This window comes from Pseudomonas sp. GW531-T4, from assembly GCF_017349615.1.
Taxonomy (GTDB): Bacteria; Pseudomonadota; Gammaproteobacteria; order Pseudomonadales; family Pseudomonadaceae; genus Aquipseudomonas; species Aquipseudomonas chlororaphis_I.
Map to the genome: position 1 here is coordinate 109,504 of NZ_JACMZT010000009.1, position 24,411 is coordinate 133,914.

The window sequence follows — 24,411 nt, forward strand, 5'->3', positions numbered from 1 at the left end:
CTCGTTTTTCTGCTTCCGATAATTTCAACAAGCGAGGAGGACCGCCATGGGCGTGACCAATCGGTTGGCCTGTTACTCCGACCCCGCCGACCACTATTCCCACCGGGTACGTATCGTGCTCGCAGAGAAGGGTGTCAGCGCCGAGATCATCAGTGTGGAGGCGGGGCGTCAGCCGCCGAAGCTGATCGAAGTGAACCCTTACGGCAGTCTGCCCACCCTGGTCGATCGTGACCTGGCGTTGTGGGAGTCGACCGTGGTGATGGAATATCTGGATGAGCGTTACCCGCACCCGCCACTACTGCCGGTTTACCCTGTGGCGCGTGCCAATAGCCGTCTGCTGATCCATCGGATCCAGCGTGACTGGTGTGGGCTGGTGGACCTGATCCTGGATTCCCGGACCAAGGAAGCGGCTCGGGCTCAGGCGCGTAAAGAGCTGCGTGAGAGCCTGACCGGGGTTTCGCCGCTGTTCGCGGAGAAGCCGTTTTTCCTCAGTGAGGAACAAAGTCTGGTGGATTGCTGCCTATTACCAATACTCTGGAGATTACCGATTCTGGGTATTGAATTGCCACGGCAAGCCAAGCCGTTGCTTGATTACATGGAGCGCCAGTTCGCCCGTGAGACGTTCCAGGCAAGTCTGTCTGGCGTCGAACGCGACATGCGCTAAGGCTTAAGGAGCCGCTATGAACTCCAGTCGACCTTATCTGGTCCGCGCGCTCTACGAGTGGATTGTGGACAACGATTGCACTCCGCATATGCTGGTCAATTCCGAATACCCGGCGGTGCAGGTGCCTCAGGGTTTCGCCAGTGACGGACAGATCGTCCTGAATATTTCGCCGAGTGCCGTGCGCCATCTGCACATGGATAACGAGGTGGTGACTTTCGAGGGGCGCTTCGGTGGTGTCCCGCATAGCTTGTACGTCCCTGTGCCGGCGATCCTGGGCATTTACGCCCGGGAGAATGGTCAGGGTATGGTGTTCGATCTGGAGTCGCCCGTGGATGACGAGGACGATGAAATCGAGCCGGATGATGATATCCCGCCACCGGATAACGAGCCGCCGCGTCCAAGCGGCCGACCCAGTCTGAAGGTCGTGAAGTAATAAAAAAGGCGATCCATCCGGATCGCCTTTTTTGTGCCCGTACCTTTCACCTGCATCAGTCGATGTATTCGAACAGCTTGACGATTTTCTGCACGCCGGAAACGCCCTGTACCAGGTTGGTCGCCTGGGTGGCTTCCTGTTGGGTCAGCAGGCCCATCAGATAGACGATGCCGTTTTCCGTCACGACCTTGATGCGCGAGCCTGGAATGCTGGCATCGGTCAACATCTGGGTCTTGATCTTGGTGGTCAGCCAGGTATCGTTCTGCCGGGCCAGCAGGGAAGAGGGCGGCAGAACCTGCAGTTCGTTGTGGACCTTCTTCACCCGCTGCACGGCGCTGGCGGCCTGCTCGGCGAGAGTCTTGAGGTCGGCCCGCGGGGTCTGGCCGGCCAGCAGGACGATGCCGTTGAAGCTGGTCACCACGATGTGTGAATTGTGGTCCAGGTCCGGGCTGGCTTTGGCGACGTTCACTTCGACTTTGGTCTGGATCAATGAGTCATCGATCTTGCTGCCGAAGGTGCGGGTGCCGCGGTCATCTTCGATCGGGCTTTCGCGGGTGGCGGTAATCACCGAGCTGCAACCGCTGATGCTCAAGGCTAGGGTCAGGGCCAGTAGGCCAAGGCGATTAGGGGTCATTCTTCACTCCCGAACAGTTGGCTGTCGATCAAGTCGCAGAGGCAGTGGATCGCCAGCAGGTGGACTTCCTGGATGCGTGCAGTGACGTTGGCCGGTACGCGAATCTCGACATCTTCCGGCAATAGCAGGGATGCCATGCCGCCGCCATCGCGACCGGTCAATGCTACGACAATCATTTCGCGATCATGTGCGGCCTGGATCGCTTGAATAATGTTCGCTGAGTTGCCGCTGGTGGAAATCGCCAGCAGGACGTCGCCGGGCTGGCCCAGGGCGCGAATCTGCTTGGAAAAGACTTCGTTGTAGCTGTAGTCGTTGGCGATCGAGGTGATCGTCGAGCTGTCGGTGGTCAGCGCAATGGCTGGCAGGCTCGGGCGCTCGCGCTCGAAACGGTTGAGCAGCTCGGAAGAAAAGTGCTGGGCATCGCCGGCCGAGCCGCCGTTGCCGCAGGAAAGCATTTTCCCTTCGTTGAGCAGGGCGTTGACCATGACCTGGCTGGCTTGCTCGATGTGCGGTGCAAGTACGTCCATCGCCTGTTGCTTGGTGTCGATACTGGCCTGAAAAAGCTGGCGAATTCGGGATTGCATGTCCATCTGTGTGACCTTAAGTAGCGCGGCTTTCTGGCACATGAATGTGCTGCCCGCAAAGCAAAGAGCAAAAATGTTGAGTGAAAATGTCCGGCTCGGCCCGAGAGCGTCGATCAGCTTTCAAAGGCATTCCGTAGCCAGTTCAAATGAGTTGTCGTGCCTGGGGCGCTGTCTATGGCGACCACATCGAAACGGCAAGGGTGGTTGGACCAGCGCGACTCGCGCTGCAGGAAAAACTGTGCGGCGAGTATCAGTTTCTGACGCTTGCGTGCGTCGATACTGCCCAGTGCGCCACCCCATTGCGTGTGTTGTCTGTAGCGGACTTCGACGAATACTACTGTATCGCCGTCAAGCATGACCAGATCAAGCTCGCCGCGTTTGCACAACCAGTTCTGCGCCAGCAGGCGCAGCCCCTGTTGTTCAAGATGCCGGAGCGCTTGGGCTTCGGCATCCTGACCGCTTTGCTGGCGTGATCGTTGTGGCATTAACGCTGGGTGTCGGGCAGGCGAGTGATCTGGCCGCTGACGAACTCGGCCCATGGCAACTGGCGTTGAACGCGCTGGCTCGGGCTCATGGTCAGGCTGCCCGACAGGCCTTCGATGCGGCTGTCCGGCAGCGCCTTGAGTTGCCCCAGGCGTGGCGCCAGTCGGTAGGCGTCGGCACCCATCGCATACAGTCGGCCCAGGCTGCCACCGGCTTGTGGCCACTGCGCGGCGACCTGCCGGCGCAGCGGGTCATTGGCGTCCAGCAGCCAAGGCGTTTCGCAGAAGCGTACGCCGTTCATGTCGTTGTACTGGTTCTGGTCGCCGTTGGCGCTGAAAACGTGGGAGGTGGCATAGACAGGTACATCGCCAGCGTACTGAAAGTTCAGGGTCGGCTTGATCTGTTGTGCCTGTTGCGGTGTGGACGCCAGGAAAATGAACTCGATGTCCTGGCGGCGCGAAGGTTGTGCGGCCACCTGGGTGCCGGCGGCGTTCTGCAGGCTCTTGGCGCGAGCTTCGCTCTGGCGCAGTTGGAACAGGTCGGCAATCTGCTGGGCCAGGGCCACCGGCTGATCGACGCGTTCGATACCGACCACGCTACCGCCGTTGCTTTCCCAGTCCTGACGGAAAGCCTTGAGCACACGATCGCCCCATTCGCCGCGTGGCACCAGGACAGCGGCGCGGTGCAGGCCATCGGCGCGAGCGCGACGGGAGACTTCGCGAGCTTCGTCTTCGGCAGCCAGGCCGAACTGGAACAGTTGCGCCGGGCCTTGCTCGCCTTCGCTGTAGTTCAGCGCCAGGGTGGTGATAGGCAGTTGCGGGCGTGCGGCGAGCTGTTTGACCAGCGGTTTTTCCAGCGGGCCGACGACCAGTTGCACGCCATCAGCCTGGGCCTTGCGGTAGAAGTCATCCAGCGAAGTCAGGCGCGAGCTGTCGTAGAACTCGATGCTGGGTGGTTTCTGTCCGGCTTGCTGGGCCTGATAGTGTGCGGCCATGAAACCGTCGCGCAGGGCCTTGGAGACCGCAGCCAGCGGACCGTCCTGCGGCAACAGCAGGGCGATCTTGGACAGCGGCTGGCTGGCCAGTTCCTTGAGTTTGGTCAGTGGCAGCGGCAGTTGAATGGCGGCCGGATGCTTGGGGTTCTGTGCGCGCCAGTTGTCGATGGCGGCCTGCTGTTGTTCCAGGGTACCGGCAGTCTTCACTGCCAATGCCAGGCTCATCCAGCCGCCGAGGTCGTCGTTGCTGACGGCTTGCAGTTGATCGGTCGGCAAGCTGGCAATCAATGCCCAGATGGCTTCATGGTTCTTGCTCGCGGCGTCGTCCTTGAGCAATGGTGCAATGAAGATACGCTCCCGTGCTGCGGCGAGAGCCTGGCCGTCGGCCTCGAGTGCGCGAGCATGGATGGTGCCGGTGCGGATCTGCTGCTCTTCCGGCAGTTCGCTCAGGCGTTGCAGGCTCGGGTGGCTCAGGGCAGTCAGGGCCGCCTTTGGCTGGTTGCGAGTCATGGCCAGTTCGGCCGCCAGGGTGCTGGCGAAAACCTGCTGGCCGGGCTTGAGTTGCTCCATTGGCACTTGTTGCAGGATTTGCGCGGCCTGGCCGGCGTTGCCCTGGCGATAGGCCAGGTCGGCAGCGCTCAAGCGCAGCAGGGCTGCCTTGTCGGGTGTTTTGCTGTTGGCGGCCTGTTCGAGCAGTTGCTCGATGCTGGCATCCGGGGTCCGTGGAAGTTCGCCAAGGCTGGAGGAGGGCGAGCTGGCGCAAGCTGCCAGGAGGGCAGCAAGGCATAAGGCAGAGAACAGCCGCAGGCAAGCGATCATGTAAGTGTTCCTGATACTCGATCAAATTAGCGTGGAATTGTACCCAAGCACTGGCCGGGGCGCGATCTTACTGGCAATAAACCGTCTATTTTAGGTCGTGCAAATGTTGCAGCGCTTTAGAATGGCCGGTGTTGTCGCAGGTGCGAGGTGCCTGCGGCACGCATTCCGAAGGCATCTACGCGCTACAATGTCGGTTTTACCGATCAAGAGGTGTGCGCTTTGACTGCTCCAGGTCCTTTGAATTCCGCTGCTGGCTCGCTTTATGTGGTGGCGACGCCCATCGGCAACCTGGACGACATCAGTGCCCGGGCCTTGAAGATCTTGCGTGAGGTGGCGTTGATCGCCGCCGAGGACACGCGTCACTCGCAGCGCTTGATGCAGCACTTCGGGATTTCCACGCCGCTGGCCGCCTGCCATGAACATAACGAGCGGGATGAAGGCAGCCGCTTTCTGACCCGTCTGTTGGCGGGAGACAGCGTTGCGCTGATTTCTGACGCGGGCACGCCGTTGATCTCCGATCCGGGTTACCACTTGGTGCGTCAGGCGCGGGCGGCGGGAATTAATGTCGTTCCTGTTCCTGGGGCTTGCGCTCTGATTGCGGCCTTGTCGGCGGCGGGGCTGCCTTCCGATCGTTTTATCTTCGAAGGGTTTCTGCCGGCCAAGGCGGTAGGGCGGCGCGGGCGTCTTGAGCTATTAAAGGAAGAGCCGCGCACGCTGATTTTCTATGAGGCGCCACACCGCATTCTCGAGTGCCTGCAGGATATGGAGCTGGTGTTTGGTGGCGAGCGTCCGGCATTGCTGGCGCGGGAACTGACCAAGACCTTTGAAACCCTCAAGGGCTTGCCGCTTTCGGAGTTGCGCGCTTTCGTCGAGGCGGACAGCAATCAGCAGCGCGGCGAATGCGTGGTGCTGGTGGCGGGGTGGTCGGCGCCGGAGAGCGACGAGGCCGTAAGCGGTGAGGTAATGCGAGTTCTCGATCTGCTGCTCAAGGAGATGCCGCTCAAGCGGGCTGCGGCATTGGCGGCGGAAATTACCGGCGTGCGCAAGAATGTTCTCTATCAGGCGGCGCTGGATAAACAGAAAGGCGAGTAAACGCGATCGGCGGAATGGCAAAAGGCTTTTATCACTTGTTCTTCCGCCGCTCTGCCGTTAACCTGCGCGGCGGAGAGTCGATTGGACAGTCGCTGCCCTCTATGAAAATTAGAGGGGGGAGGAAAGTCCGGGCTCCATAGGGCGGAGTGCCAGGTAATGCCTGGGAGGCGCGAGCCTACGGAAAGTGCCACAGAAAATAACCGCCTAAGCACTTCGGTGCCGGTAAGGGTGAAAAGGTGCGGTAAGAGCGCACCGCACGTCTGGCAACAGTTCGTGGCTAGGTAAACCCCACTCGGAGCAAGACCAAATAGGGTTCCAAGGCGTGGCCCGCGCTGGAACCGGGTAGGTTGCTAAAGATGTCCAGTGATGGCCATCGTAGAGGAATGACTGTCCTCGACAGAACCCGGCTTACAGATCGACTCTCCACCTTTTCCCTCCCTGCTTGAATCAATAGCAGAAGCGCTTTTGTAATACCGAAAAGATCTTACTCTTAACAAATTACTTTAACTTCGCGATACAGCTCCTTGAGCTGATTGAAGTTATTGCGCCAAATCCTTCGCCAAATTCCCGTTACCCCTCCTTTTAGTCTCCTAAATCTCCGTTCTATAAGGCTTTTCCGTCGCTCCGTGCCTTGACGGTGTGGTGGGCGCATTCCTATAGTGTGCGCAAGTGGCGGAAAGTGGCATGAAGTGGGTTTTTTGGACGTAAAACGCTAAAATTTGGAGAAACGCTGACGTGTTTCGCGGAGCTAACGCTATCAGTCTCGACGCAAAGGGCCGTCTCGCCATGCCGAGCCGGTACCGTGACGAGCTCGTTTCGCGTAGTTCCGGGCAACTTATCGTCACTATTGATGCCGTTGATCCGTGTTTGTGTGTCTACCCCCTCGATGAGTGGGAAATTATTGAAACCAAGCTGCGCGCGCTGCCTTCGCTACGTGAAGAAAACCGTCGCTTGCAGCGTTTGTTGATTGGTAATGCCGTCGACCTCGAACTCGATGGCAGTGGTCGTTTTCTGGTTCCGCCACGTCTGCGCGAATATGCCAAGTTGGATAAGCGCGCAATGTTGGTAGGCCAACTGAACAAGTTCCAACTGTGGGACGAGGATGCCTGGAATGCTGTTTCTGCAGCGGACCTGGCAGCTATTCAACAACCGGGCGCCATGCCTGATGAACTGCGTGATTTGATCCTGTGACTATTGATAGCGGCTTTAACCACATCACCGTACTGCTTGACGAAGCCGTCGAGGCTCTCGCCGTACGTCCTGATGGCTGCTATCTGGATGGCACCTTCGGTCGCGGCGGTCATAGTCGTTTGATCCTCAGCAAGCTCGGGCCGGATGGCCGGCTGCTCGGATTCGACAAAGATCCTCAAGCGATTGCCACCGGGCAAGCGCTAGCGGCCGAAGACGGCCGCTTTGTCGTTGTGCAGCGCAGCTTTGCCGAGCTGGGTTCGGAAGTGGCCGAGCGTGGCCTGGATGGCAAGGTCAGCGGTGTGTTGCTCGACCTGGGCGTATCTTCGCCGCAGCTCGACGATCCTGAACGCGGCTTCAGTTTTCTCAATGACGGTCCCCTGGATATGCGCATGGACCCGTCCCGCGGCATCAGCGCGGCGGAGTTCGTCAACACCGCTCCGGTGGAAGAAATCGCCCGTGTGTTCAAGGAGTACGGCGAAGAGCGTTTCTCCGGTCGCATGGCCCGCGCCGTGGCTGAGCGCCGCGACATCAAGCCGTTCGAGCGCACCGCCGACCTGGCGGAGGTCTTGAAAGTCGCCAACCCGGCGTGGGAAAAGGGCAAGAACCCGGCTACCCGCGCATTCCAGGGGTTGCGCATTCACGTCAACAACGAGCTGGGCGATCTCGAGGCCGGCCTCGAAGCAGCGCTGGAGTCTCTCGAAGTGGGCGGTCGCCTGGTGGTGATCAGCTTCCATTCCCTGGAAGATCGCATCGTCAAATTGTTCATGCGCAAGCTGGTGAAGGGCGAGGCGGACAACTTGCCTCGCAATCTGCCGGTACGCCACGTGGCTTTCGAACCGAAAATCAAAATCCATGGCAAAGCGCAGACGGCCTCCGATGCCGAGCTCAAAGCCAACCCGCGTGCCCGTAGTGCTGTCATGCGCGTTGCGGAGAAGCTGCGGTGAGCAAGCTCTTCGCCAAGCCACTTCCAGGCGGAAGCTTTTTCATGCTTCTGCTGTTCATCGGCGTTCTGGTGTCCGCGATTGCGGTGTCCTATAGCGCGCATTGGAATCGTCAGCTGCTCAACACGCTGTATGGCGAGTTGAGTGTGCGCGACAAGGCGCAGGCGGAGTGGGGCCGGCTGATTCTTGAACAAAGCACTTGGACCGCCCATAGCCGGATCGAAGTGCTGGCCACCGAACAACTGAAAATGCGTATTCCCGGCGCGGCAGAAGTCCAGATGGTGGCGCCATGATGAAGCTTGAAGGCGCACTCTTTCCCTGGCGGTTCCGCCTGGTGCTGGGTTTGCTCGGCATCATGGTGGCGGCGATCGCCTGGCGCATCATCGATCTGCAGGTCGTCGATCGCGACTTCCTCAAGGGGCAGGGCGATGCGCGCAGCGTTCGGCATATTCCGATCCCGGCTCACCGTGGCCTGATCACCGACCGTAACGGCGAGCCGCTGGCCGTCAGTACGCCGGTGACCACCCTGTGGGCCAACGCCAAGGAAATGCAACTGGCCAAGGACAAGTGGCCGGCATTGGCTGCTGCCTTGGGGCAAGACCCCAAAGCACTGGCCGAGCGTCTTGAAGCCCAGGCCAATAAAGAGTTCATCTACCTGGTGCGTGGCCTGACGCCCGAGCAGGGCCAGCAGGTTCTCGATCTCAAGGTGCCGGGGGTCTATGGCATCGAAGAGTTTCGGCGTTTCTACCCGGCCGGCGAAGTGACCGCGCACATGGTCGGCTTTACCGACATCGACGACCGCGGTCGCGAGGGGGTCGAACTGGCCTATGACGAGTGGCTGGCCGGGGTGCCGGGCAAGCGCCAGGTCATCAAGGATCGGCGCGGCAGACTGATCAAAGATGTCCAGGTCACCAAAAACGCCAAGGCCGGCAAGCCCTTGGCGTTGTCGATTGACCTGCGCCTGCAATACCTGGCCAACCGCGAACTGCGCAATGCCATCGTCGAGAACGGCGCCAAGGCCGGCAGCCTGGTCATCATGGACGTGAAGACCGGCGAGATCCTGGCCATGGTCAACCAGCCGACCTACAACCCGAACAACCGTCGCAACCTGCAACCGGCGATGATGCGCAACCGCGCCATGATCGACGTGTTCGAACCGGGTTCGACCATGAAAGCCATCTCCATGAGCGCGGCGCTGGAAACCGGCCGCTGGAAACCGAGCGACACCGTCGAGGTTTATCCAGGCACGCTGCAGATCGGCAAGTACACCATTCGTGACGTATCCAAGAGTGAAGGCGCGGTGCTCGACCTGACCGGGATTCTGATCAATTCCAGTAACGTCGGCATGAGCAAGATCGCCTTCGATATCGGCGGCGAAGCCATCTTCCGCCTGGCCCAGAAAATCGGCCTCGGCCAGGATACCGGCCTCGGTTTCCCGGGCGAGCGTGTCGGCAACCTGCCGAATTACCGTGAATGGCGCAAGGCCGAGACGGCCACGCTGTCGTACGGCTACGGTATCTCGGTGACGGCGATCCAGTTGGTTCACGCCTTCTCGGCGCTGGCCAATAACGGTCGTATCGCTCCACTGACTCTGATCAAAACCGACAAGACCCCGGAAACCACCCAAGTGATTCCGGAAAAGGTCGCCAAGACCATGCAAGGCATGTTGCAGCAGGTGATCGAGGCTCCGCGCGGCGTGTTCCGTGCTCAGGTGCCGGCGTATCACGTGGCCGGCAAGAGTGGTACCGCGCGCAAGACTTCGGTCGGCACCAAGGGTTATGCCGAGAACTCCTACCGTTCGCTGTTCGCTGGTTTCGGCCCGATGAGCGATCCGCGTTACGCCATAGTCGTGGTGATCGACGAGCCGAGCAAGGCCGGCTACTTCGGTGGCCTGGTATCGGCACCGGTGTTCAGCAAAGTGATGTCCGGCACCCTGCGTCTGATGAATATCTCGCCGGACAACCTGCCACCTACCCAACAAGCCAATGCGGCACCAGCTAAAGGGGGGCGCGGCTGATGTCTCTTAGCCTGAACAAGATTTTCGCCCACGCTGGTCGCGATCTGCTGATTCGCGAACTGACCCTGGACAGCCGCAATGTGCGCGCCGGCGATCTGTTCCTTGCGGTTCCTGGCGGCAAGTTCGATGGCCGTGCGCACATCGCCGATGCCTTGCAGCGCGGTGCGGCTGCCGTGGCTTATGAAGTCGAAGGCGCGACCGTCCTGCCGATTACCGACGTACCGCTGATTCCGGTCAAAGGCCTGGCGGCGCAGCTGTCGGATATCGCCGGACGTTTTTATGGCGATCCGAGTCGTCATCTCAACCTGATTGGCGTGACCGGTACCAACGGCAAGACCAGCGTGACCCAGTTGGTCGCGCAAGCGCTCGACCTGCTGGGCCAGCACTGCGGCATCGTCGGCACCTTGGGCAGCGGTTTTTATGGCGCGCTGCAAAGCGGGATGCACACTACGCCGAACCCGATTGCCGTACAGGCCACCCTGGCCGACCTGAAAAAGGCCGGTGCCAAGGCCGTGGCGATGGAAGTGTCGTCCCATGGGCTCGACCAGGGGCGGGTCAGTGCGCTGGCCTTCGATGTGGCGGTGCTGACCAACCTGTCTCGCGACCACCTGGATTATCACGGCACCATGGAAGCCTACGGCTCCACCAAGGCCAAGCTGTTCGGTTGGACCGACCTGGGTTGCCGGGTCATCAACCTCGACGATGAGTTCGGTCGGCTGTTGGCCAGTGACGAGCAGGATTCGCGGCTGATCACCTACAGCCTCGAGGATCCGCGGGCCTATCTGTACTGCCGCGAAGCGCAATTCGACGACGAAGGCGTGCGTGCGACCCTGGTGACTCCGCAGGGCGAACATCATCTGCGCAGCACCTTGCTTGGCCGTTTCAACCTGAGCAACGTGCTGGCCGCTGTCGGCGCCTTGCTCGGACTGGATTACGCCCTCGACGAAATCCTCCACGTGCTGCCGAAACTGGAAGGTCCGGCCGGTCGCATGCAGCGCCTGGGCGGCGGTTCGCAACCGCTGGTGGTGGTCGATTACGCTCACACCCCGGATGCCCTGGAAAAAGTATTGCTGGCCCTGCGTCCCCACGCCAAGGGCCGTTTGCTGTGCCTGTTCGGCTGCGGCGGCGATCGCGATCGCGGCAAGCGTCCGCTGATGGCGGAAGTGGTCGAGCGCCTGGCCGACGGCGTGCTGGTTACCGACGACAACCCGCGTACGGAAGATCCAGCGCAGATTTTCGACGACATTCGTACCGGCTTCAGTGCGGTGGACAAGGTCGAGTTCGTCTCCGGTCGCGGCCTGGCCATCGCCCAGCTGATCGCCGGCGCTTCGGCGGATGACGTCATTGTCCTGGCCGGTAAAGGCCATGAGGACTATCAGGAAATCAACGGCGTGCGTCTCGACTTCTCCGACCTGGTGGAAGCCGACCGGGCGCTGACTGCGTGGGAGGTGGCCCATGCTTAAGGCCCTGAAACTCAGTGAACTGAGCGGACCGTTGGCGGGTCGCCTGCTGGCTGGCGATTGCAGCTTCGATGGCGTGAGCATCGACAGCCGGGCGATCAAGCCGGGCCAACTCTTTATTGCCCTGGCCGGCCCGCGTTTCGACGGCCATGACTACCTGAATGAGGTCGCCTCTAAAGGCGCCGTCGGTGCCCTGGTCGAACGCGAAGTGCCAGACAGCACGCTGCCGCAGTTGCTGGTCAGCGATACCCGGCAGGCGCTTGGACAGCTGGGAGCGTTGAGTCGCGCCGCTTTTACCAAGCCGGTAGCGGCGATTACCGGCTCCAGCGGCAAGACCACGGTCAAGGAAATGCTGGCCAGCATCCTGCGCACGCGCGGGCCGGTGCTCGCCACGCGCGGCAACCTGAACAACGACTTGGGCGCACCCTTGACCCTGCTGGAGCTGGCCCCGGAGCATACCGCGGCGGTGATCGAGCTCGGGGCTTCGCGCATCGGCGAAATTGCCTACACCGTGGCGATGACCAAGCCGCATGTCGCCATCATCAATAACGCCGGTACGGCCCATGTTGGCGAGTTTGGCGGGCCGGAAAAAATCGTCGAGGCCAAAGGCGAGATCCTCGAAGGGCTGGATGCTTCCGGTATCGCCGTGCTCAACCTCGATGACAAGGCCTTCCCGATCTGGAAAACCCGTGCCGCCGGCCGTCAGGTGCTGAGTTTTGCCCTGACCAACAATGCCGCCGACTTTTACGCCTCGGATATCCAGCGTGATGCCCGTGGCTGCCCGAACTTCACCCTGCATGCTGGCAACGGCTCCGAGCGGATCCAGTTGAACCTGCTGGGTACCCATAACGTGGCCAATGCCCTGGCCGCTGCGGCTGCCGCTCATGCCCTGGGCGTGTCGCTGTTCGGCATCGCCACCGGGCTCAACGCGGTGCAGCCGGTCAAGGGCCGCACCGTCGCCCAGCTGGCGAAAAACGGCATGCGGGTCATCGACGACACCTACAACGCGAACCCCACGTCAATGTGCGCGGCCGTTGATATACTCGCCGGCTTTTCCGGCCGCACCGTCCTGGTGCTCGGAGATATCGGCGAGTTGGGCGATTGGGCGGAGCAGGGGCACCGCGAAGTGGGTGCTTATGCCGCCGGCAAGGTGTCGGCGCTCTACGCCGTGGGCCCAATGATGGTCCACGCGGTCGCCGCCTTTGGTGAGCACGCCCGACACTTCGCCAGCCAGGCCGAGCTGATCACAGCCCTGGGCGCCGAGCAAGATACAAACACCACTATTTTGATCAAGGGATCGCGCAGCGCGGTGATGGAAAACATCGTCGCGGCTTTGTGTGGTTCCAGCACGGAGAAACATTGATGCTGCTGCTGCTAGCGGAGTACCTGCAACAGTTCTACAAAGGCTTCGCGGTCTTTCAGTACCTGACCCTGCGCGGGATTCTCGGGGTACTGACTGCGCTGGTGCTGTCCTTGTGGCTGGGGCCGTGGATGATCCGCACTTTGCAGACCCGTCAGATCGGCCAGGCCGTGCGTAACGACGGTCCGCAATCGCACCTCTCCAAGTCGGGCACCCCGACCATGGGCGGCGCGCTGATCCTTTCGGCAATCGGTATCAGCACCCTGCTGTGGGCCGACCTGAGCAACCGTTATGTGTGGGTGGTGTTGCTGGTCACCCTGTTGTTCGGCGCCATCGGCTGGGTCGATGACTATCGCAAGGTGATCGAGAAGAACTCCCGTGGTTTGCCTAGCCGCTGGAAGTACTTCTGGCAGTCGGTATTTGGCCTGGGCGCGGCGATCTTCCTGTATGTCACCGCGCAAACCCCGGTCGAAACCACCTTGCTGATCCCCATGCTCAAGGACGTCAGCATTCCGCTGGGTATTGGCTTCGTGGTCCTGACCTATTTCGTGATCGTTGGCTCCAGCAACGCGGTCAACCTGACCGACGGCCTCGACGGCCTGGCGATCATGCCGACCGTGATGGTGGGCGGTGCCCTGGGCATCTTCTGCTACCTGTCGGGTAACGTGAAATTCGCTGAGTACCTGCTGATTCCTTACGTTCCAGGCGCGGGTGAGCTGATCGTGTTCTGCGGCGCGCTGATCGGCGCCGGACTGGGCTTCCTGTGGTTTAACACCTACCCGGCACAAGTCTTTATGGGCGACGTCGGCGCGCTGGCACTGGGTGCGGCCCTGGGCACCATCGCGGTGATCGTTCGTCAGGAAATCGTCCTGTTCATCATGGGCGGTGTGTTCGTGATGGAAACCCTGTCGGTGGTCATTCAGGTGGCCTCCTTCAAGTTGACCGGTCGTCGTGTATTCCGCATGGCGCCAATTCACCACCACTTTGAACTCAAGGGCTGGCCCGAGCCGCGCGTGATCGTCCGTTTCTGGATCATCACCGTGATTCTCGTGTTGATCGGCCTTGCCACCCTGAAGCTGAGGTAGAACGAGTGTCTCTGATCGCTTCTGACCACTTCCGCATCGTTGTCGGCCTCGGCAAGAGCGGCATGTCCCTGGTTCGCTTCCTGGCGAACCGGGGCGTGTCGTTTGCCGTCGCCGATACGCGGGAAAATCCACCGGAACTGGCCACGCTGCGCCGTGACTATCCGCATGTGGAAGTGCGTTGTGGCGAGCTGGACGTCGACTTCCTGTGCCGTGCCGACGAGCTCTACGTGAGCCCCGGCCTGGCCCTGGCGACCCCGGCCCTGCAAGCCGCCGCCGCCCGTGGGGTGAAACTCTCCGGCGATATCGAGCTGTTTGCGCGTAACGCGAAGGCGCCGATTGTCGCCATCAGCGGTTCCAACGCGAAAAGCACCGTGACCACCCTGGTGGGGGAAATGGCGGCGGCGGCGGGCAAGCGGGTCGCCGTGGGTGGAAACCTGGGTACCCCGGCCCTGGACCTGCTCAGCGACGACGTCGAGCTGTACGTCATGGAACTGTCCAGCTTCCAGCTGGAGACCACCGATCAGCTGGGTGCCGAAGTGGCCACCGTGCTGAACATCAGCGAAGACCACATGGACCGCTACAGCGGCCTGCCGGCGTATCACCTGGCCAAGCACCGGATCTTCCGGGGCGCCCGGCAGGTGGTGTTCAACCGCCAGGATGCCTTGACCCGGCCATTGATCGGCGAAGGCCTGCCGTGCTGGACCTTCGGCCTGAGCAAACCCGACTTCAAGGCGTTCGGCCTGCGTGAAGAGAACGGCGAGAAATACCTGGCCTTCGAATTCCAGAACCTGATGCCGGTGCGCGAGCTGAAGATCCGCGGCGCCCATAACCAGTCCAACGCCCTGGCGGCGCTGGCCCTGGGGCATGCGGTCGGCCTGCCATTCGACGCCATGCTCTCGGCCCTGCGCACCTTCGCCGGCCTCGAGCACCGCTGCCAGTGGGTTCGCGACCTGGATGGCGTGGGTTATTACAACGACTCCAAGGCCACCAACGTTGGCGCTGCCCTGGCGGCCATCGAAGGCCTGGGCGCGGACATCGAAGGCAAGATCGTGCTGATCGCCGGTGGCGACGGCAAAGGTGCCGAGTTCAAGGACCTGCGCGACCCGGTGGCGGCCAACTGCCGCGCCGTGATCCTGATGGGCCGCGATTCCGACAAGATCGGCGAGGCCATCGGCGATGCTGTGCCGCTGATTCGTGTCGGTTCCCTGGTCGAAGCCGTGGCGCAATGCCGTGCCACCGCCCAGGCCGGTGACGTGGTGCTGCTGTCGCCGGCCTGCGCCAGTTTCGACATGTTCAAGAATTACGAAGACCGTGGTCACCAGTTCGTCCGCGCCGTGGAGGATCTGGCATGAACCTGAGAGACATCATCAAGCCTTATCCATCGCCGATCATTACCGGGCGCGGCGTCGACCTCGATTTCCCGATGCTCGCCGGCTGCCTGACGCTGCTCGGCCTCGGGCTGATCATGATCGCCTCGGCCTCCACCGAAGTGGCGGCGGTGCAGTCGGGTAGTGCCCTGTACTACATGATTCGCCACCTTATCTATGTGGTGCTGGGCCTGGGTGCCTGCATCGTCACCATGATGATTCCGATCGCCACCTGGCAACGCCTGGGCTGGATGATGCTGCTCGGTGCCTTCGGTTTGCTGGTGATGGTGATCATTCCGGGGATCGGCCGTGAAGTGAACGGTTCGATGCGCTGGATCGGCTTCAGTTTCTTCAACGTCCAGCCTTCCGAGATCGCCAAGGTGTTCGTGGTGATCTACCTCGCCGGTTACCTGGTGCGTCGCCAGAAAGAAGTGCGCGAAAGCTGGATGGGCTTCTTCAAACCGTTCATCGTGCTGCTGCCGATGGCCGGCCTGCTGCTGATGGAGCCGGACTTCGGCGCCACCGTGGTGATGATGGGGGCCGCGGCGGCGATGCTGTTCCTCGGTGGGGTCGGGTTGTTCCGCTTTTCCTTGATGGTGGTCCTGGCGGTCGCGGCGGTGGTCCTGCTGATTCAGATGCAGCCCTATCGAATGGCGCGCCTGACCAACTTTGCCGACCCTTGGGCCGACCAGTTCGGCGCGGGCTACCAGCTGTCCCAGGCCCTGATTGCTTTTGGCCGTGGCGAATGGCTGGGCGTTGGCCTGGGTAACAGCGTGCAGAAACAGTTCTACCTGCCGGAAGCCCACACCGACTTCGTGTTCTCGGTCCTGGCCGAAGAACTGGGCGCCGTCGGTTCCCTGTGCACAGTGGCGCTGTTTGTCTTCGTTTGTATCCGTGGCATGTACATCGGCCTGTGGGCCGAGAAAGCCAAGCAGTTCTTTGCCGCCTATGTCGCTTATGGCCTGTCGTTCCTGTGGATCGGCCAGTTCCTGATCAACATTGGGGTGAACGTCGGCCTGTTGCCGACCAAAGGCCTGACCTTGCCGTTCCTCAGTTATGGCGGCAGTTCGTTGGTGATCTGCTGCGCCTGTCTTGGCCTGTTGCTGCGCATCGAGTGGGAGAGTCGGACCCACCTGGGCAGCGAAGAGATGGAGTTCAGCGAGAGCGACTTCGCCGAGGAGCCAAGCCATGGGCGCTAATGTGCTGATCATGGCCGGTGGCACCGGCGGTCACGTGTTCCCGGCGCTGGCCTGTGCCCGTGAGTTCCAGGCGCGCGGTTATACCGTGCACTGGCTCGGCACCCCGCGCGGTATCGAAAACGAGCTGGTGCCGAACGCTGGCCTGCAACTGCATCTGATCAACGTCAGCGGCCTGCGGGGCAAGAGCAAGCTGTCGCTGCTCAAGGCGCCATTCGTGTTGCTCAAGGCAGTGCTGCAGGCGCGCCGGATCATTCGTCAGCTCAAGCCGGTTTGTGTGCTGGGCTTTGGCGGTTATGTGACCGGCCCTGGCGGCGTCGCAGCAAAACTGTCCGGCGTGCCGGTGATCGTTCATGAACAGAACGCGGTCGCCGGTACCGCCAATCGGCTGCTGGTGCCGTTGTCGGCCCGAGTCTGCGAAGCTTTCCCGGACACCTTTGGTGCCTCCAGCAGCCGGCGTACCACCGGCAACCCGGTGCGCACCGAGCTGTTCCTCGATACACCGCGCGAGGCTTTGGCCGGACGCAAGGCGCGTTTGCTGATCCTGGGCGGAAGCCTGGGAGCAGAGCCGTTGAACAAGTTGCTGCCTGAAGCCCTGGCGCTGGTCTCCCCCGAGCTGCGTCCGGAAGTGTTTCATCAGGCCGGCAAAAACCACGATGAAGTGACTGCAGAGCGCTATCGCGCCGCCGGCGTCGAGGCGCAGGTGCAGCCGTTCATCAAAGACATGGCCCAAGCCTATGGCTGGGCTGACCTGGTGGTTTGTCGCGCAGGCGCGTTGACCGTCAGTGAACTGGCTGCCGCCGGTCTGCCTTCGATGCTCGTGCCTTTGCCTCACGCCATCGACGATCACCAGACCCGCAATGCCGATTATTTGGCTCGTGAAGGCGCTGCCTTCCTGATGCCGCAAAGAACGACTGGCGCAGCGGACCTTGCCGCTCGCCTGACAGAGGTTTTGATGCAACCGGAACGACTCAACAGCATGGCCGACGCCGCACGTCGCCTGGCCAAACCCGATGCCACCCGTAGCGTGGTCGATATCTGCCTGGAGGTGGCCCATGGTTGAGAATCAGAAAGCCATGCCACAACCGGAAATGCGCCGCATCCGTCGCATCCACTTCGTCGGTATCGGCGGCGTGGGCATGTGCGGGATCGCCGAAGTGCTGCTGAACCTGGGCTACCAGGTCTCCGGTTCCGACCTCAAGGCGTCGCCGGTTACCGAGCGCCTCGAGTCCTTCGGTGCGCAGATCTTTATCGGCCACCGTGCCGAGAACGCCGCCAACGCCGATGTACTGGTAGTGTCCAGCGCCGTGAACACCTCCAACCCGGAAGTGGCCACCGCTCTGGAACGCCGCATCCCGGTGGTGCCGCGCGCGGAAATGCTGGCCGAGCTGATGCGCTACCGCCACGGCGTCGCCGTTGCCGGTACCCACGGCAAGACCACCACCACCAGCCTGCTGGCCTCGGTATTCGCCGCCGGTGGCCTGGACCCGACCTTTGTCATCGGTGGCCGGCTGAATGCAGCAGGTACCAATGCACAGTTGGGTACCAGCCGCTACCTGATCGCCGAAGCCGATGAAAGCGACGCCAGTTTCCTGCACTTGCAACCGCTGGTAGCCGTGGTGACCAACATCGACGCCGACCACATGGCGACCTACGACGGTGACTTCAACAAACTGAAGAAAACCTTCGTCGAATTCCTGCACAACCTGCCGTTCTACGGCCTGGCCGTACTGTGCCTGGACGACCCGGTGGTGCGCGAGATCCTGCCGCAGGTCAAGCGTCCGACCGTCACCTACGGTTTCAACGAAGACGCCGATGTGCGAGCGATCAATGTACGCCAGCAGGGCATGCAGACCTTCTTCACCGTGCTGCGTCCCGATCGCGAGCCGCTGGATGTCTCGGTGAACATGCCGGGCAACCACAACGTGCTGAACGCCTTGGCGACCATCTGCATCGCCACCGACGAAGGTATCAGCGATGAAGCCATCGTCCAGGGCCTGTCGGGCTTCCAGGGCGTGGGTCGACGCTTCCAGGTCTATGGCGAGCTGCCGGTGGAAGGCGGCAACGTGATGCTGGTGGACGACTATGGCCACCACCCGACCGAAGTCGCGGCGGTGATCAAGGCCGTGCGCGGTGGCTGGCCTGAGCGCCGCCTGGTGATGGTTTACCAGCCGCACCGTTTCAGCCGTACCCGCGACCTGTACGACGATTTCGTCCAGGTGCTGGCGGACGCCAACGTCCTGCTGTTGATGGAAGTCTACCCGGCGGGCGAAGAGCCGATCCCGGGGGCGGACAGCCGTCAGCTGTGCCACAGCATCCGTCAGCGCGGTCAGCTGGACCCGATCTACATCGAGCGTGGGGTCGACCTCGCGCCGCTGGTCAAGCCGCTGCTGCGTGCCGGCGACATCCTGCTGTGCCAGGGCGCCGGAGATATCGGCGGCCTTGCGCCGAAGCTGTTGAACAGTCCGTTGTTCGCGGGCGCCGTGCCTGCCGGTCAGGGGAAGTCGAAATGACCGCCGCCTACGCCTCTCTGTTTTCGACCATCGCGCCGAAGGATTTCGGCCGTGTCGCCGTGCTGTTCGGCGGCAAGAGCGCCGAGCGCGAAGTCTCGCTGAAGTCCGGCAATGCCGTGCTTGAAGCCTTTCTGAGCGCCGGTGTGGACGCCTTCGGCATCGACGTCGGTGACGACTTCCTGCAGCGCCTGCTGAACGAGAAGATCGACCGCGCCTTCATCATCCTCCACGGCCGTGGCGGCGAAGACGGCAGCATGCAGGGCCTGCTGGAATGCCTGGGGATTCCCTACACCGGCAGCGGCATCCTGGCTTCGGCGCTGGCGATGGACAAACTGCGTACCAAGCAGGTCTGGCACAGCCTCGGTATTCCGACGCCACGCCACGCCGTACTTGGCTCCGAGGCCGATTGTATTTGCGCGGCTACGGAACTGGGCATGCCTTTGATCGTCAAACCGGCGCATGAAGGTTCCAGTATTGGTATGGCCAAAGTGACATCCGCGTCCGAACTGATCGACGCATGGAAAGCGGCCAGCACCTACGACTCGCAAGTCTTGGTTGAACAATGGATTCAAGGTCCGGAGTTCACCATCGCCACGCTGCGCGGCCAGGTATTGCCACCGATCGCCCTGGGCACGCCCCACACGTTTTACGACTACGACGCCAAGTACCTGGCTTCCGATACCCAGTACCGGATCCCGTGCGGCCTCGACAGCGACAAAGAGCAGGAGCTCATGGACCTGACGGCGAAGGCCTGCGGGGCGCTCGGTATCGCCGGTTGGGCGCGTGCCGACGTGATGCAGGACGCCGACGGCCAGTTCTGGTTCCTGGAAGTGAATACCGCCCCCGGCATGACCGATCACAGCCTGGTTCCGATGGCGGCGCGTGCCGCCGGTCTGGATTTCCAGCAGCTGGTTCTGGCCATCCTGGCGGAAAGTGTCGTCAGTAACGCAGAGCCGCGAGGTTAAGGCCATGCAAGGCGCCCAGCTACGTCATCAGCAACCCGCTCCCGGCCGCAAGCCGGTGCCGCGTGGTGCCAGCCGGATGGTGGCCAAGGAGCCGATGTCGGCGCGCCTGCCGAAAGCCAACTTTGGCGTGCTGAAAAGCCTGATGTGGCCGGTGCTGCTGGTCGCGCTGGGCTTCGGCACTTACGAAGGCGCGCAACGCCTGCTGCCCTATGCCGACCGGCCGATCACCAAGGTCGCGGTGCAGGGCGACCTGAGTTACATCAGCCAGCAGGCGGTGCAGCAGCGGATCGCGCCCTACGTCGCGGCGAGCTTCTTCACCATCGACCTGGCGAGCATGCGTACCGAGCTGGAACAGATGCCATGGATCGCTCATGCCGAGGTACGGCGTGTGTGGCCGGACCAGGTGGTGATTCGCCTGGAAGAACAACTGCCGGTGGCCCGTTGGGGCGACGAGGCGCTGTTGAACAACCAGGGCCAGGCCTTCACCCCGCGTGAACTGGCGAACTACGAGCACTTGCCACAGTTGTTCGGCCCGCAGCGGGCCCAGCAGCAGGTGATGCAGCAGTACCAGGTGCTGAGCCAGATGCTGCGCCCGATGGGTTTCTCCATTGCCCGTCTGGAGTTGCGCGAGCGCGGCAGCTGGTTCCTGACCACGGGGGCCGGTAGCGCTGGCCCTGGTATCGAGCTGTTGCTCGGACGCGATCACCTGGTGGAGAAGATGCGCCGCTTCATTGCCATTTATGAAAAAACGCTGAAAGAACAGATTACGAACATCGCGCGCATCGATCTGCGTTATGCCAACGGCCTGGCCGTCGGCTGGCGGGAACCTGTAGCGCCCACGACGGCCCAACCCGCCGTCGCGAAGAATTAAGAAGAGGCAGGACCATGGCAAACGTGCAAAGCGGCAAAATGATCGTCGGTCTGGATATCGGCACCTCCAAGGTGGTGGCGCTGGTAGGCGAGGTCGCGGCCGATGGCACGCTGGAAATCGTCGGTATCGGCACCCATCCATCGCGCGGCCTGAAGAAGGGCGTGGTGGTGAATATCGAGTCCACCGTTCAATCGATCCAGCGCGCGGTAGAAGAAGCGCAACTGATGGCCGGTTGCCGTATCCACTCGGCGTTCGTCGGCGTGGCGGGCAATCACATTCGCAGCCTGAACTCCCACGGCATCGTGGCGATTCGTGATCGCGAAGTGAGTTCGGCGGACCTGGAGCGGGTACTCGACGCGGCACAGGCCGTGGCGATTCCGGCCGACCAGCGGGTGCTGCACACCCTGCCGCAGGATTACGTGATCGATAACCAGGAAGGCGTGCGCGAGCCCCTGGGCATGTCCGGTGTACGTCTGGAAGCCAAGGTGCACGTGGTGACCTGCGCGGTGAATGCCGCCCAGAACATCGAAAAGTGCGTGCGTCGCTGTGGCCTGGAAATCGACGACATCATTCTCGAACAGCTGGCCTCGGCGTATTCGGTGCTGACCGACGACGAGAAAGAGCTGGGCGTGTGCCTGGTGGACATCGGTGGCGGTACCACCGACATCGCGATCTTCACCGAAGGCGCGATCCGCCATACCGCGGTGATCCCGATTGCCGGCGACCAGGTGACCAACGACATCGCCATGGCGCTGCGTACGCCGACCCAGTACGCCGAAGAAATCAAGATCCGTTACGCCTGCGCCCTGGCCAAGCTGGCCGGTGCCGGTGAAACCATCAAGGTGCCAAGTGTCGGCGACCGTCCACCGCGCGAGCTGTCCCGCCAGGCCCTGGCCGAAGTGGTCGAGCCGCGCTACGACGAGCTGTTCACCCTGATCCAGGCCGAACTGCGTCGCAGCGGCTACGAAGACCTGATCCCGGCCGGCATCGTGCTGACCGGCGGTACTTCGAAAATGGAAGGCGCGGTCGAACTGGCCGAAGAGATTTTCCACATGCCGGTCCGCCTGGGCGTGCCGCACACCGTCAAGGGCCTGTCCGACGTGGTGCGCAACCCGATCTATTCCACCGGCGTGGGCTTGCTGTTGTACGGGCTGCAGAAGCAGTCCGACGGCATCTCGTTCTCCGGCATCGGCAGCCGGGACAGCTACAGCAGCGACGAACCCAAGGCCGCCTTGCTCGATCGCATCAAGAGCTGGGTGCAGGGCAATTTTTAAGAAACAGCTTCAAGCGGCAAGTTTCAAGCTTCAAGAAGTACAGGGTTCCATGCTTGCGGCTTATAGCTTGCAGCTTGGAGCTTCTACCGCAGTAAAAGCAGCATGAAATACGTTGTAAGCAGTAGGCGCAGTAGGCGAAAAAACTAGAGAAATGAAAGGAGAGGGAAAATGTTCGAACTCGTAGACAACGTCCCCGCAAGTCCGGTAATCAAGGTTATCGGTGTTGGCGGTGGCGGCGGCAACGCCGTCAATCACATGGTCAAGAGCAACATCGAAGGCGTCGAATTCATCTGCGCCAACACTGATGCTCAAGCGCTGAAAAACATCGGCGCGCGGACCATCCTGCAACTGGGTACCGGCGTGACCAAGGGCCTGGGTGCTGGCGCCAATCCTGAGGTCGGTCGTCAAGCCGCCCTGGAAGACCGCGAGCGTATCGCCGAAGTGCTGGCGGGCACCAACATGGTGTTCATCACGACCGGCATGGGCGGTGGTACCGGTACCGGTGCCGCGCCGATCATCGCCGAAGTGGCCAAGGAAATGGGCATTCTCACCGTTGCGGTGGTGACTCGTCCGTTCCCGTTCGAAGGCCGCAAGCGTATGCAGATCGCCGATGAAGGCATCCGCGCGCTGAGCGAAAGCGTCGATTCGTTGATCACCATTCCCAACGAAAAGCTGCTGACCATCCTCGGCAAGGACGCCAGCCTGCTGTCGGCTTTCGCCAAGGCCGACGACGTTCTGGCCGGTGCCGTTCGCGGTATCTCCGACATCATCAAGCGTCCGGGCATGATCAACGTCGACTTCGCCGACGTACGTACCGTGATGAGCGAAATGGGCATGGCAATGATGGGCACTGGCTGCGCCAGCGGTCCTAACCGTGCACGTGAAGCGACCGAAGCGGCAATCCGCAACCCGCTGCTGGAAGACGTGAACCTGCAAGGCGCGCGCGGCATCCTGGTGAACATCACCGCCGGTCCCGACCTGTCCCTGGGCGAGTACTCCGACGTGGGTAGCATCATCGAAGCCTTCGCTTCCGAGCATGCGATGGTCAAGGTTGGTACCGTTATCGATCCGGACATGCGCGACGAGCTGCACGTGACCGTGGTTGCCACGGGTCTGGGCGCGAAAATCGAGAAGCCTGTGAAGGTCATCGACAATACCGTGCAAACCTCCATGGCCGCTGCACAGGCGCCAGCCCCTGCCCGTCAGGAACTGCCGTCGGTCAACTACCGTGATCTGGACCGTCCGACCGTCATGCGCAACCAGGCCCAGGCCAGTGCTGCGACTGCGGCGAAGCTGAATCCGCAAGATGATCTGGACTATCTGGACATCCCGGCTTTCCTGCGTCGACAGGCCGATTGATGGAATGTATCAGGGGTATTAGGGTGATTGGTGTTCAGCAAAGGCCTGGTCTGTTATTATCGCCAGCCTTTGTTGATACCAGTTCGCAATTTGCGCTGAAGCGGCCCAAGCCATGATTAAACAACGCACCCTGAAGAATATTATCCGTGCCACAGGTGTAGGCCTGCACTCTGGGGAGAAGGTTTACCTGACCCTCAAGCCTGCGCCTGTCGACACCGGCATTGTGTTTTGTCGTGCCGACCTGGACCCTGTGGTGCAGATACCTGCTCGCGCGGAAAACGTTGGTGAAACCACTATGTCGACCACCCTGGTCAACGGTGACGCCAAAGTGGACACGGTGGAGCACCTGCTCTCGGCCATGGCTGGCCTGGGCATCGATAACGCCTACGTCGAGCTCTCCGCGTCCGAAGTCCCGATCATGGATGGCAGCGCTGGACCCTTCGTATTCCTGATTCAATCTGCCGGCCTGGAAGAACAGGACGCAGCCAAGAAGTTCATCCGCATCCTTCGTGAGGTGACGGTGGAAGACGGCGACAAGCGCGCCACTTTCGTGCCTTTCGACGGTTTTAAAGTGAGCTTTGAGATCGATTTCGATCACCCGGTTTTCCGTGACCGCACCCAGAGTGCAAGCGTGGACTTTTCCAGCACGTCGTTCGTGAAGGAAGTCAGCCGCGCCCGTACCTTTGGTTTCATGAGTGATATCGAGTACCTGCGCAAGCATAACCTCGCACTCGGCGGCAGCGTGGAAAACGCCATCGTGGTCGACGCGGATGGTGTACTGAACGAGGACGGCCTTCGCTATGAAGACGAGTTCGTGAAGCACAAGATCCTCGACGCAATTGGTGACCTCTACCTGCTGGGCAACAGCCTGATAGGTGAGTTCAAAGGCTTCAAGTCGGGCCATGCATTGAACAACCAGCTTCTGCGCAAGCTCATTGAGCAGAAAGACGCTTGGGAAGTCGTGATCTTCGAAGATGCCAGCACTGCACCGATCTCTTATGTGCGTCCGGTTGCGGTCGTGTAACTAACACTCTCTTTCCTTTTGTTTTTAAAGGCTGCCTTCGGGTGGCCTTTTTTTATGTCCGCAGGTTTCTGTGCGCCTAGTGATG

At 61.5% G+C, this 24,411-nt stretch carries 23 protein-coding genes and 1 other RNA gene; 20 read left to right on the forward strand and 4 right to left on the reverse strand.

The window, feature by feature from the left end:
- Positions 1-46 precede the first annotated feature (46 nt).
- Both J4D28_RS09805 and J4D28_RS09810 read left to right on the forward strand, forming a co-directional pair.
- Complete coding sequence (locus J4D28_RS09805) at positions 47-664, forward strand: glutathione S-transferase N-terminal domain-containing protein (protein WP_007928460.1); 618 nt, start codon at positions 47-49, stop codon at positions 662-664.
- Positions 665-680: 16 nt separating this feature from the next.
- A complete protein-coding gene (locus J4D28_RS09810; RefSeq protein WP_007928461.1) occupies positions 681-1,097 on the forward strand; it encodes a ClpXP protease specificity-enhancing factor in 417 nt (138 codons plus the stop codon).
- 55 nt (positions 1,098-1,152) lie between these two features.
- Here J4D28_RS09810 and J4D28_RS09815 read toward each other — a convergent pair whose 3' ends face one another.
- The 4 genes from J4D28_RS09815 to J4D28_RS09830 form a co-directional block, all read right to left on the reverse strand.
- Complete coding sequence (locus J4D28_RS09815) at positions 1,153-1,731, reverse strand: BON domain-containing protein (RefSeq protein ID WP_016703543.1); 579 nt, start codon at positions 1,729-1,731, stop codon at positions 1,153-1,155.
- Positions 1,728-2,321 (reverse strand): phosphoheptose isomerase, encoded by a 594-nt coding sequence (locus J4D28_RS09820; RefSeq protein ID WP_007928463.1) that lies wholly within the window; start codon positions 2,319-2,321, stop codon positions 1,728-1,730. The genes J4D28_RS09815 and J4D28_RS09820 overlap by 4 nt, the downstream gene beginning before the upstream one ends.
- A gap of 107 nt (positions 2,322-2,428) precedes the next feature.
- Entirely contained in the window at positions 2,429-2,800 is a 372-nt protein-coding gene (locus tag J4D28_RS09825; protein ID WP_007928464.1) for a YraN family protein, read from the reverse strand.
- Complete coding sequence (locus J4D28_RS09830) at positions 2,800-4,611, reverse strand: penicillin-binding protein activator (protein WP_009050724.1); 1,812 nt, start codon at positions 4,609-4,611, stop codon at positions 2,800-2,802. The genes J4D28_RS09825 and J4D28_RS09830 overlap by 1 nt, the downstream gene beginning before the upstream one ends.
- A gap of 237 nt (positions 4,612-4,848) precedes the next feature.
- On the opposite strand from J4D28_RS09830, the gene rsmI reads away from it, so the two are divergent.
- From rsmI to lpxC, 18 genes are all read left to right on the forward strand, one after another.
- Complete coding sequence (gene rsmI / locus J4D28_RS09835) at positions 4,849-5,703, forward strand: 16S rRNA (cytidine(1402)-2'-O)-methyltransferase (RefSeq protein ID WP_174248226.1); 855 nt, start codon at positions 4,849-4,851, stop codon at positions 5,701-5,703.
- Positions 5,704-5,776: 73 nt separating this feature from the next.
- Positions 5,777-6,130, forward strand: an RNA gene (rnpB, locus tag J4D28_RS09840) — RNase P RNA component class A.
- 308 nt (positions 6,131-6,438) lie between these two features.
- Positions 6,439-6,894, forward strand: coding sequence for a division/cell wall cluster transcriptional repressor MraZ (gene mraZ, locus J4D28_RS09845; protein ID WP_003205355.1), 456 nt, complete (start codon positions 6,439-6,441; stop codon positions 6,892-6,894).
- Positions 6,891-7,838: a 16S rRNA (cytosine(1402)-N(4))-methyltransferase RsmH gene (gene rsmH, locus J4D28_RS09850; RefSeq protein WP_009050722.1), complete on the forward strand. Its 948-nt coding sequence runs from the start codon at positions 6,891-6,893 to the stop codon at positions 7,836-7,838. The genes mraZ and rsmH overlap by 4 nt, the downstream gene beginning before the upstream one ends.
- On the forward strand, positions 7,835-8,128 hold the full coding sequence (gene ftsL, locus J4D28_RS09855) for a cell division protein FtsL (RefSeq protein ID WP_009050721.1): 294 nt from the start codon (positions 7,835-7,837) through the stop codon (positions 8,126-8,128). Before rsmH ends, ftsL begins: the two co-directional genes overlap by 4 nt.
- The gene (locus J4D28_RS09860) at positions 8,128-9,852 is read left to right on the forward strand and encodes a penicillin-binding protein 2 (RefSeq protein ID WP_016703540.1); all 1,725 of its coding nucleotides are present in this window, start codon (positions 8,128-8,130) and stop codon (positions 9,850-9,852) included. Before ftsL ends, J4D28_RS09860 begins: the two co-directional genes overlap by 1 nt.
- On the forward strand, positions 9,852-11,315 hold the full coding sequence (locus J4D28_RS09865) for a UDP-N-acetylmuramoyl-L-alanyl-D-glutamate--2,6-diaminopimelate ligase (RefSeq protein ID WP_028683356.1): 1,464 nt from the start codon (positions 9,852-9,854) through the stop codon (positions 11,313-11,315). The genes J4D28_RS09860 and J4D28_RS09865 overlap by 1 nt, the downstream gene beginning before the upstream one ends.
- A complete protein-coding gene (murF, locus tag J4D28_RS09870; RefSeq protein WP_103331085.1) occupies positions 11,308-12,675 on the forward strand; it encodes a UDP-N-acetylmuramoyl-tripeptide--D-alanyl-D-alanine ligase in 1,368 nt (455 codons plus the stop codon). Before J4D28_RS09865 ends, murF begins: the two co-directional genes overlap by 8 nt.
- Entirely contained in the window at positions 12,675-13,757 is a 1,083-nt protein-coding gene (gene mraY, locus J4D28_RS09875; RefSeq protein WP_007928475.1) for a phospho-N-acetylmuramoyl-pentapeptide-transferase, read from the forward strand. Before murF ends, mraY begins: the two co-directional genes overlap by 1 nt.
- A 5-nt stretch (positions 13,758-13,762) precedes the next feature.
- Complete coding sequence (murD, locus tag J4D28_RS09880; protein ID WP_009050718.1) at positions 13,763-15,109, forward strand: UDP-N-acetylmuramoyl-L-alanine--D-glutamate ligase; 1,347 nt, start codon at positions 13,763-13,765, stop codon at positions 15,107-15,109.
- A complete protein-coding gene (gene ftsW, locus J4D28_RS09885) occupies positions 15,106-16,323 on the forward strand; it encodes a putative lipid II flippase FtsW (protein WP_007928477.1) in 1,218 nt (405 codons plus the stop codon). Before murD ends, ftsW begins: the two co-directional genes overlap by 4 nt.
- Positions 16,313-17,383: an undecaprenyldiphospho-muramoylpentapeptide beta-N-acetylglucosaminyltransferase gene (gene murG / locus J4D28_RS09890; RefSeq protein WP_009050717.1), complete on the forward strand. Its 1,071-nt coding sequence runs from the start codon at positions 16,313-16,315 to the stop codon at positions 17,381-17,383. The genes ftsW and murG overlap by 11 nt, the downstream gene beginning before the upstream one ends.
- Positions 17,376-18,833 (forward strand): UDP-N-acetylmuramate--L-alanine ligase, encoded by a 1,458-nt coding sequence (murC, locus tag J4D28_RS09895; protein WP_009050716.1) that lies wholly within the window; start codon positions 17,376-17,378, stop codon positions 18,831-18,833. The genes murG and murC overlap by 8 nt, the downstream gene beginning before the upstream one ends.
- A complete protein-coding gene (locus J4D28_RS09900; protein WP_009050715.1) occupies positions 18,830-19,798 on the forward strand; it encodes a D-alanine--D-alanine ligase in 969 nt (322 codons plus the stop codon). Before murC ends, J4D28_RS09900 begins: the two co-directional genes overlap by 4 nt.
- 4 nt (positions 19,799-19,802) lie before the next feature.
- Entirely contained in the window at positions 19,803-20,669 is an 867-nt protein-coding gene (locus tag J4D28_RS09905; RefSeq protein WP_007922133.1) for a cell division protein FtsQ/DivIB, read from the forward strand.
- Positions 20,670-20,683: 14 nt separating this feature from the next.
- A complete protein-coding gene (ftsA, locus tag J4D28_RS09910; protein WP_007922131.1) occupies positions 20,684-21,943 on the forward strand; it encodes a cell division protein FtsA in 1,260 nt (419 codons plus the stop codon).
- Between the two features lie 168 nt (positions 21,944-22,111).
- Entirely contained in the window at positions 22,112-23,302 is a 1,191-nt protein-coding gene (gene ftsZ, locus J4D28_RS09915; protein ID WP_007922129.1) for a cell division protein FtsZ, read from the forward strand.
- 112 nt (positions 23,303-23,414) lie between these two features.
- On the forward strand, positions 23,415-24,326 hold the full coding sequence (lpxC, locus tag J4D28_RS09920) for a UDP-3-O-acyl-N-acetylglucosamine deacetylase (protein ID WP_009050714.1): 912 nt from the start codon (positions 23,415-23,417) through the stop codon (positions 24,324-24,326).
- Positions 24,327-24,411: the final 85 nt, after the last annotated feature.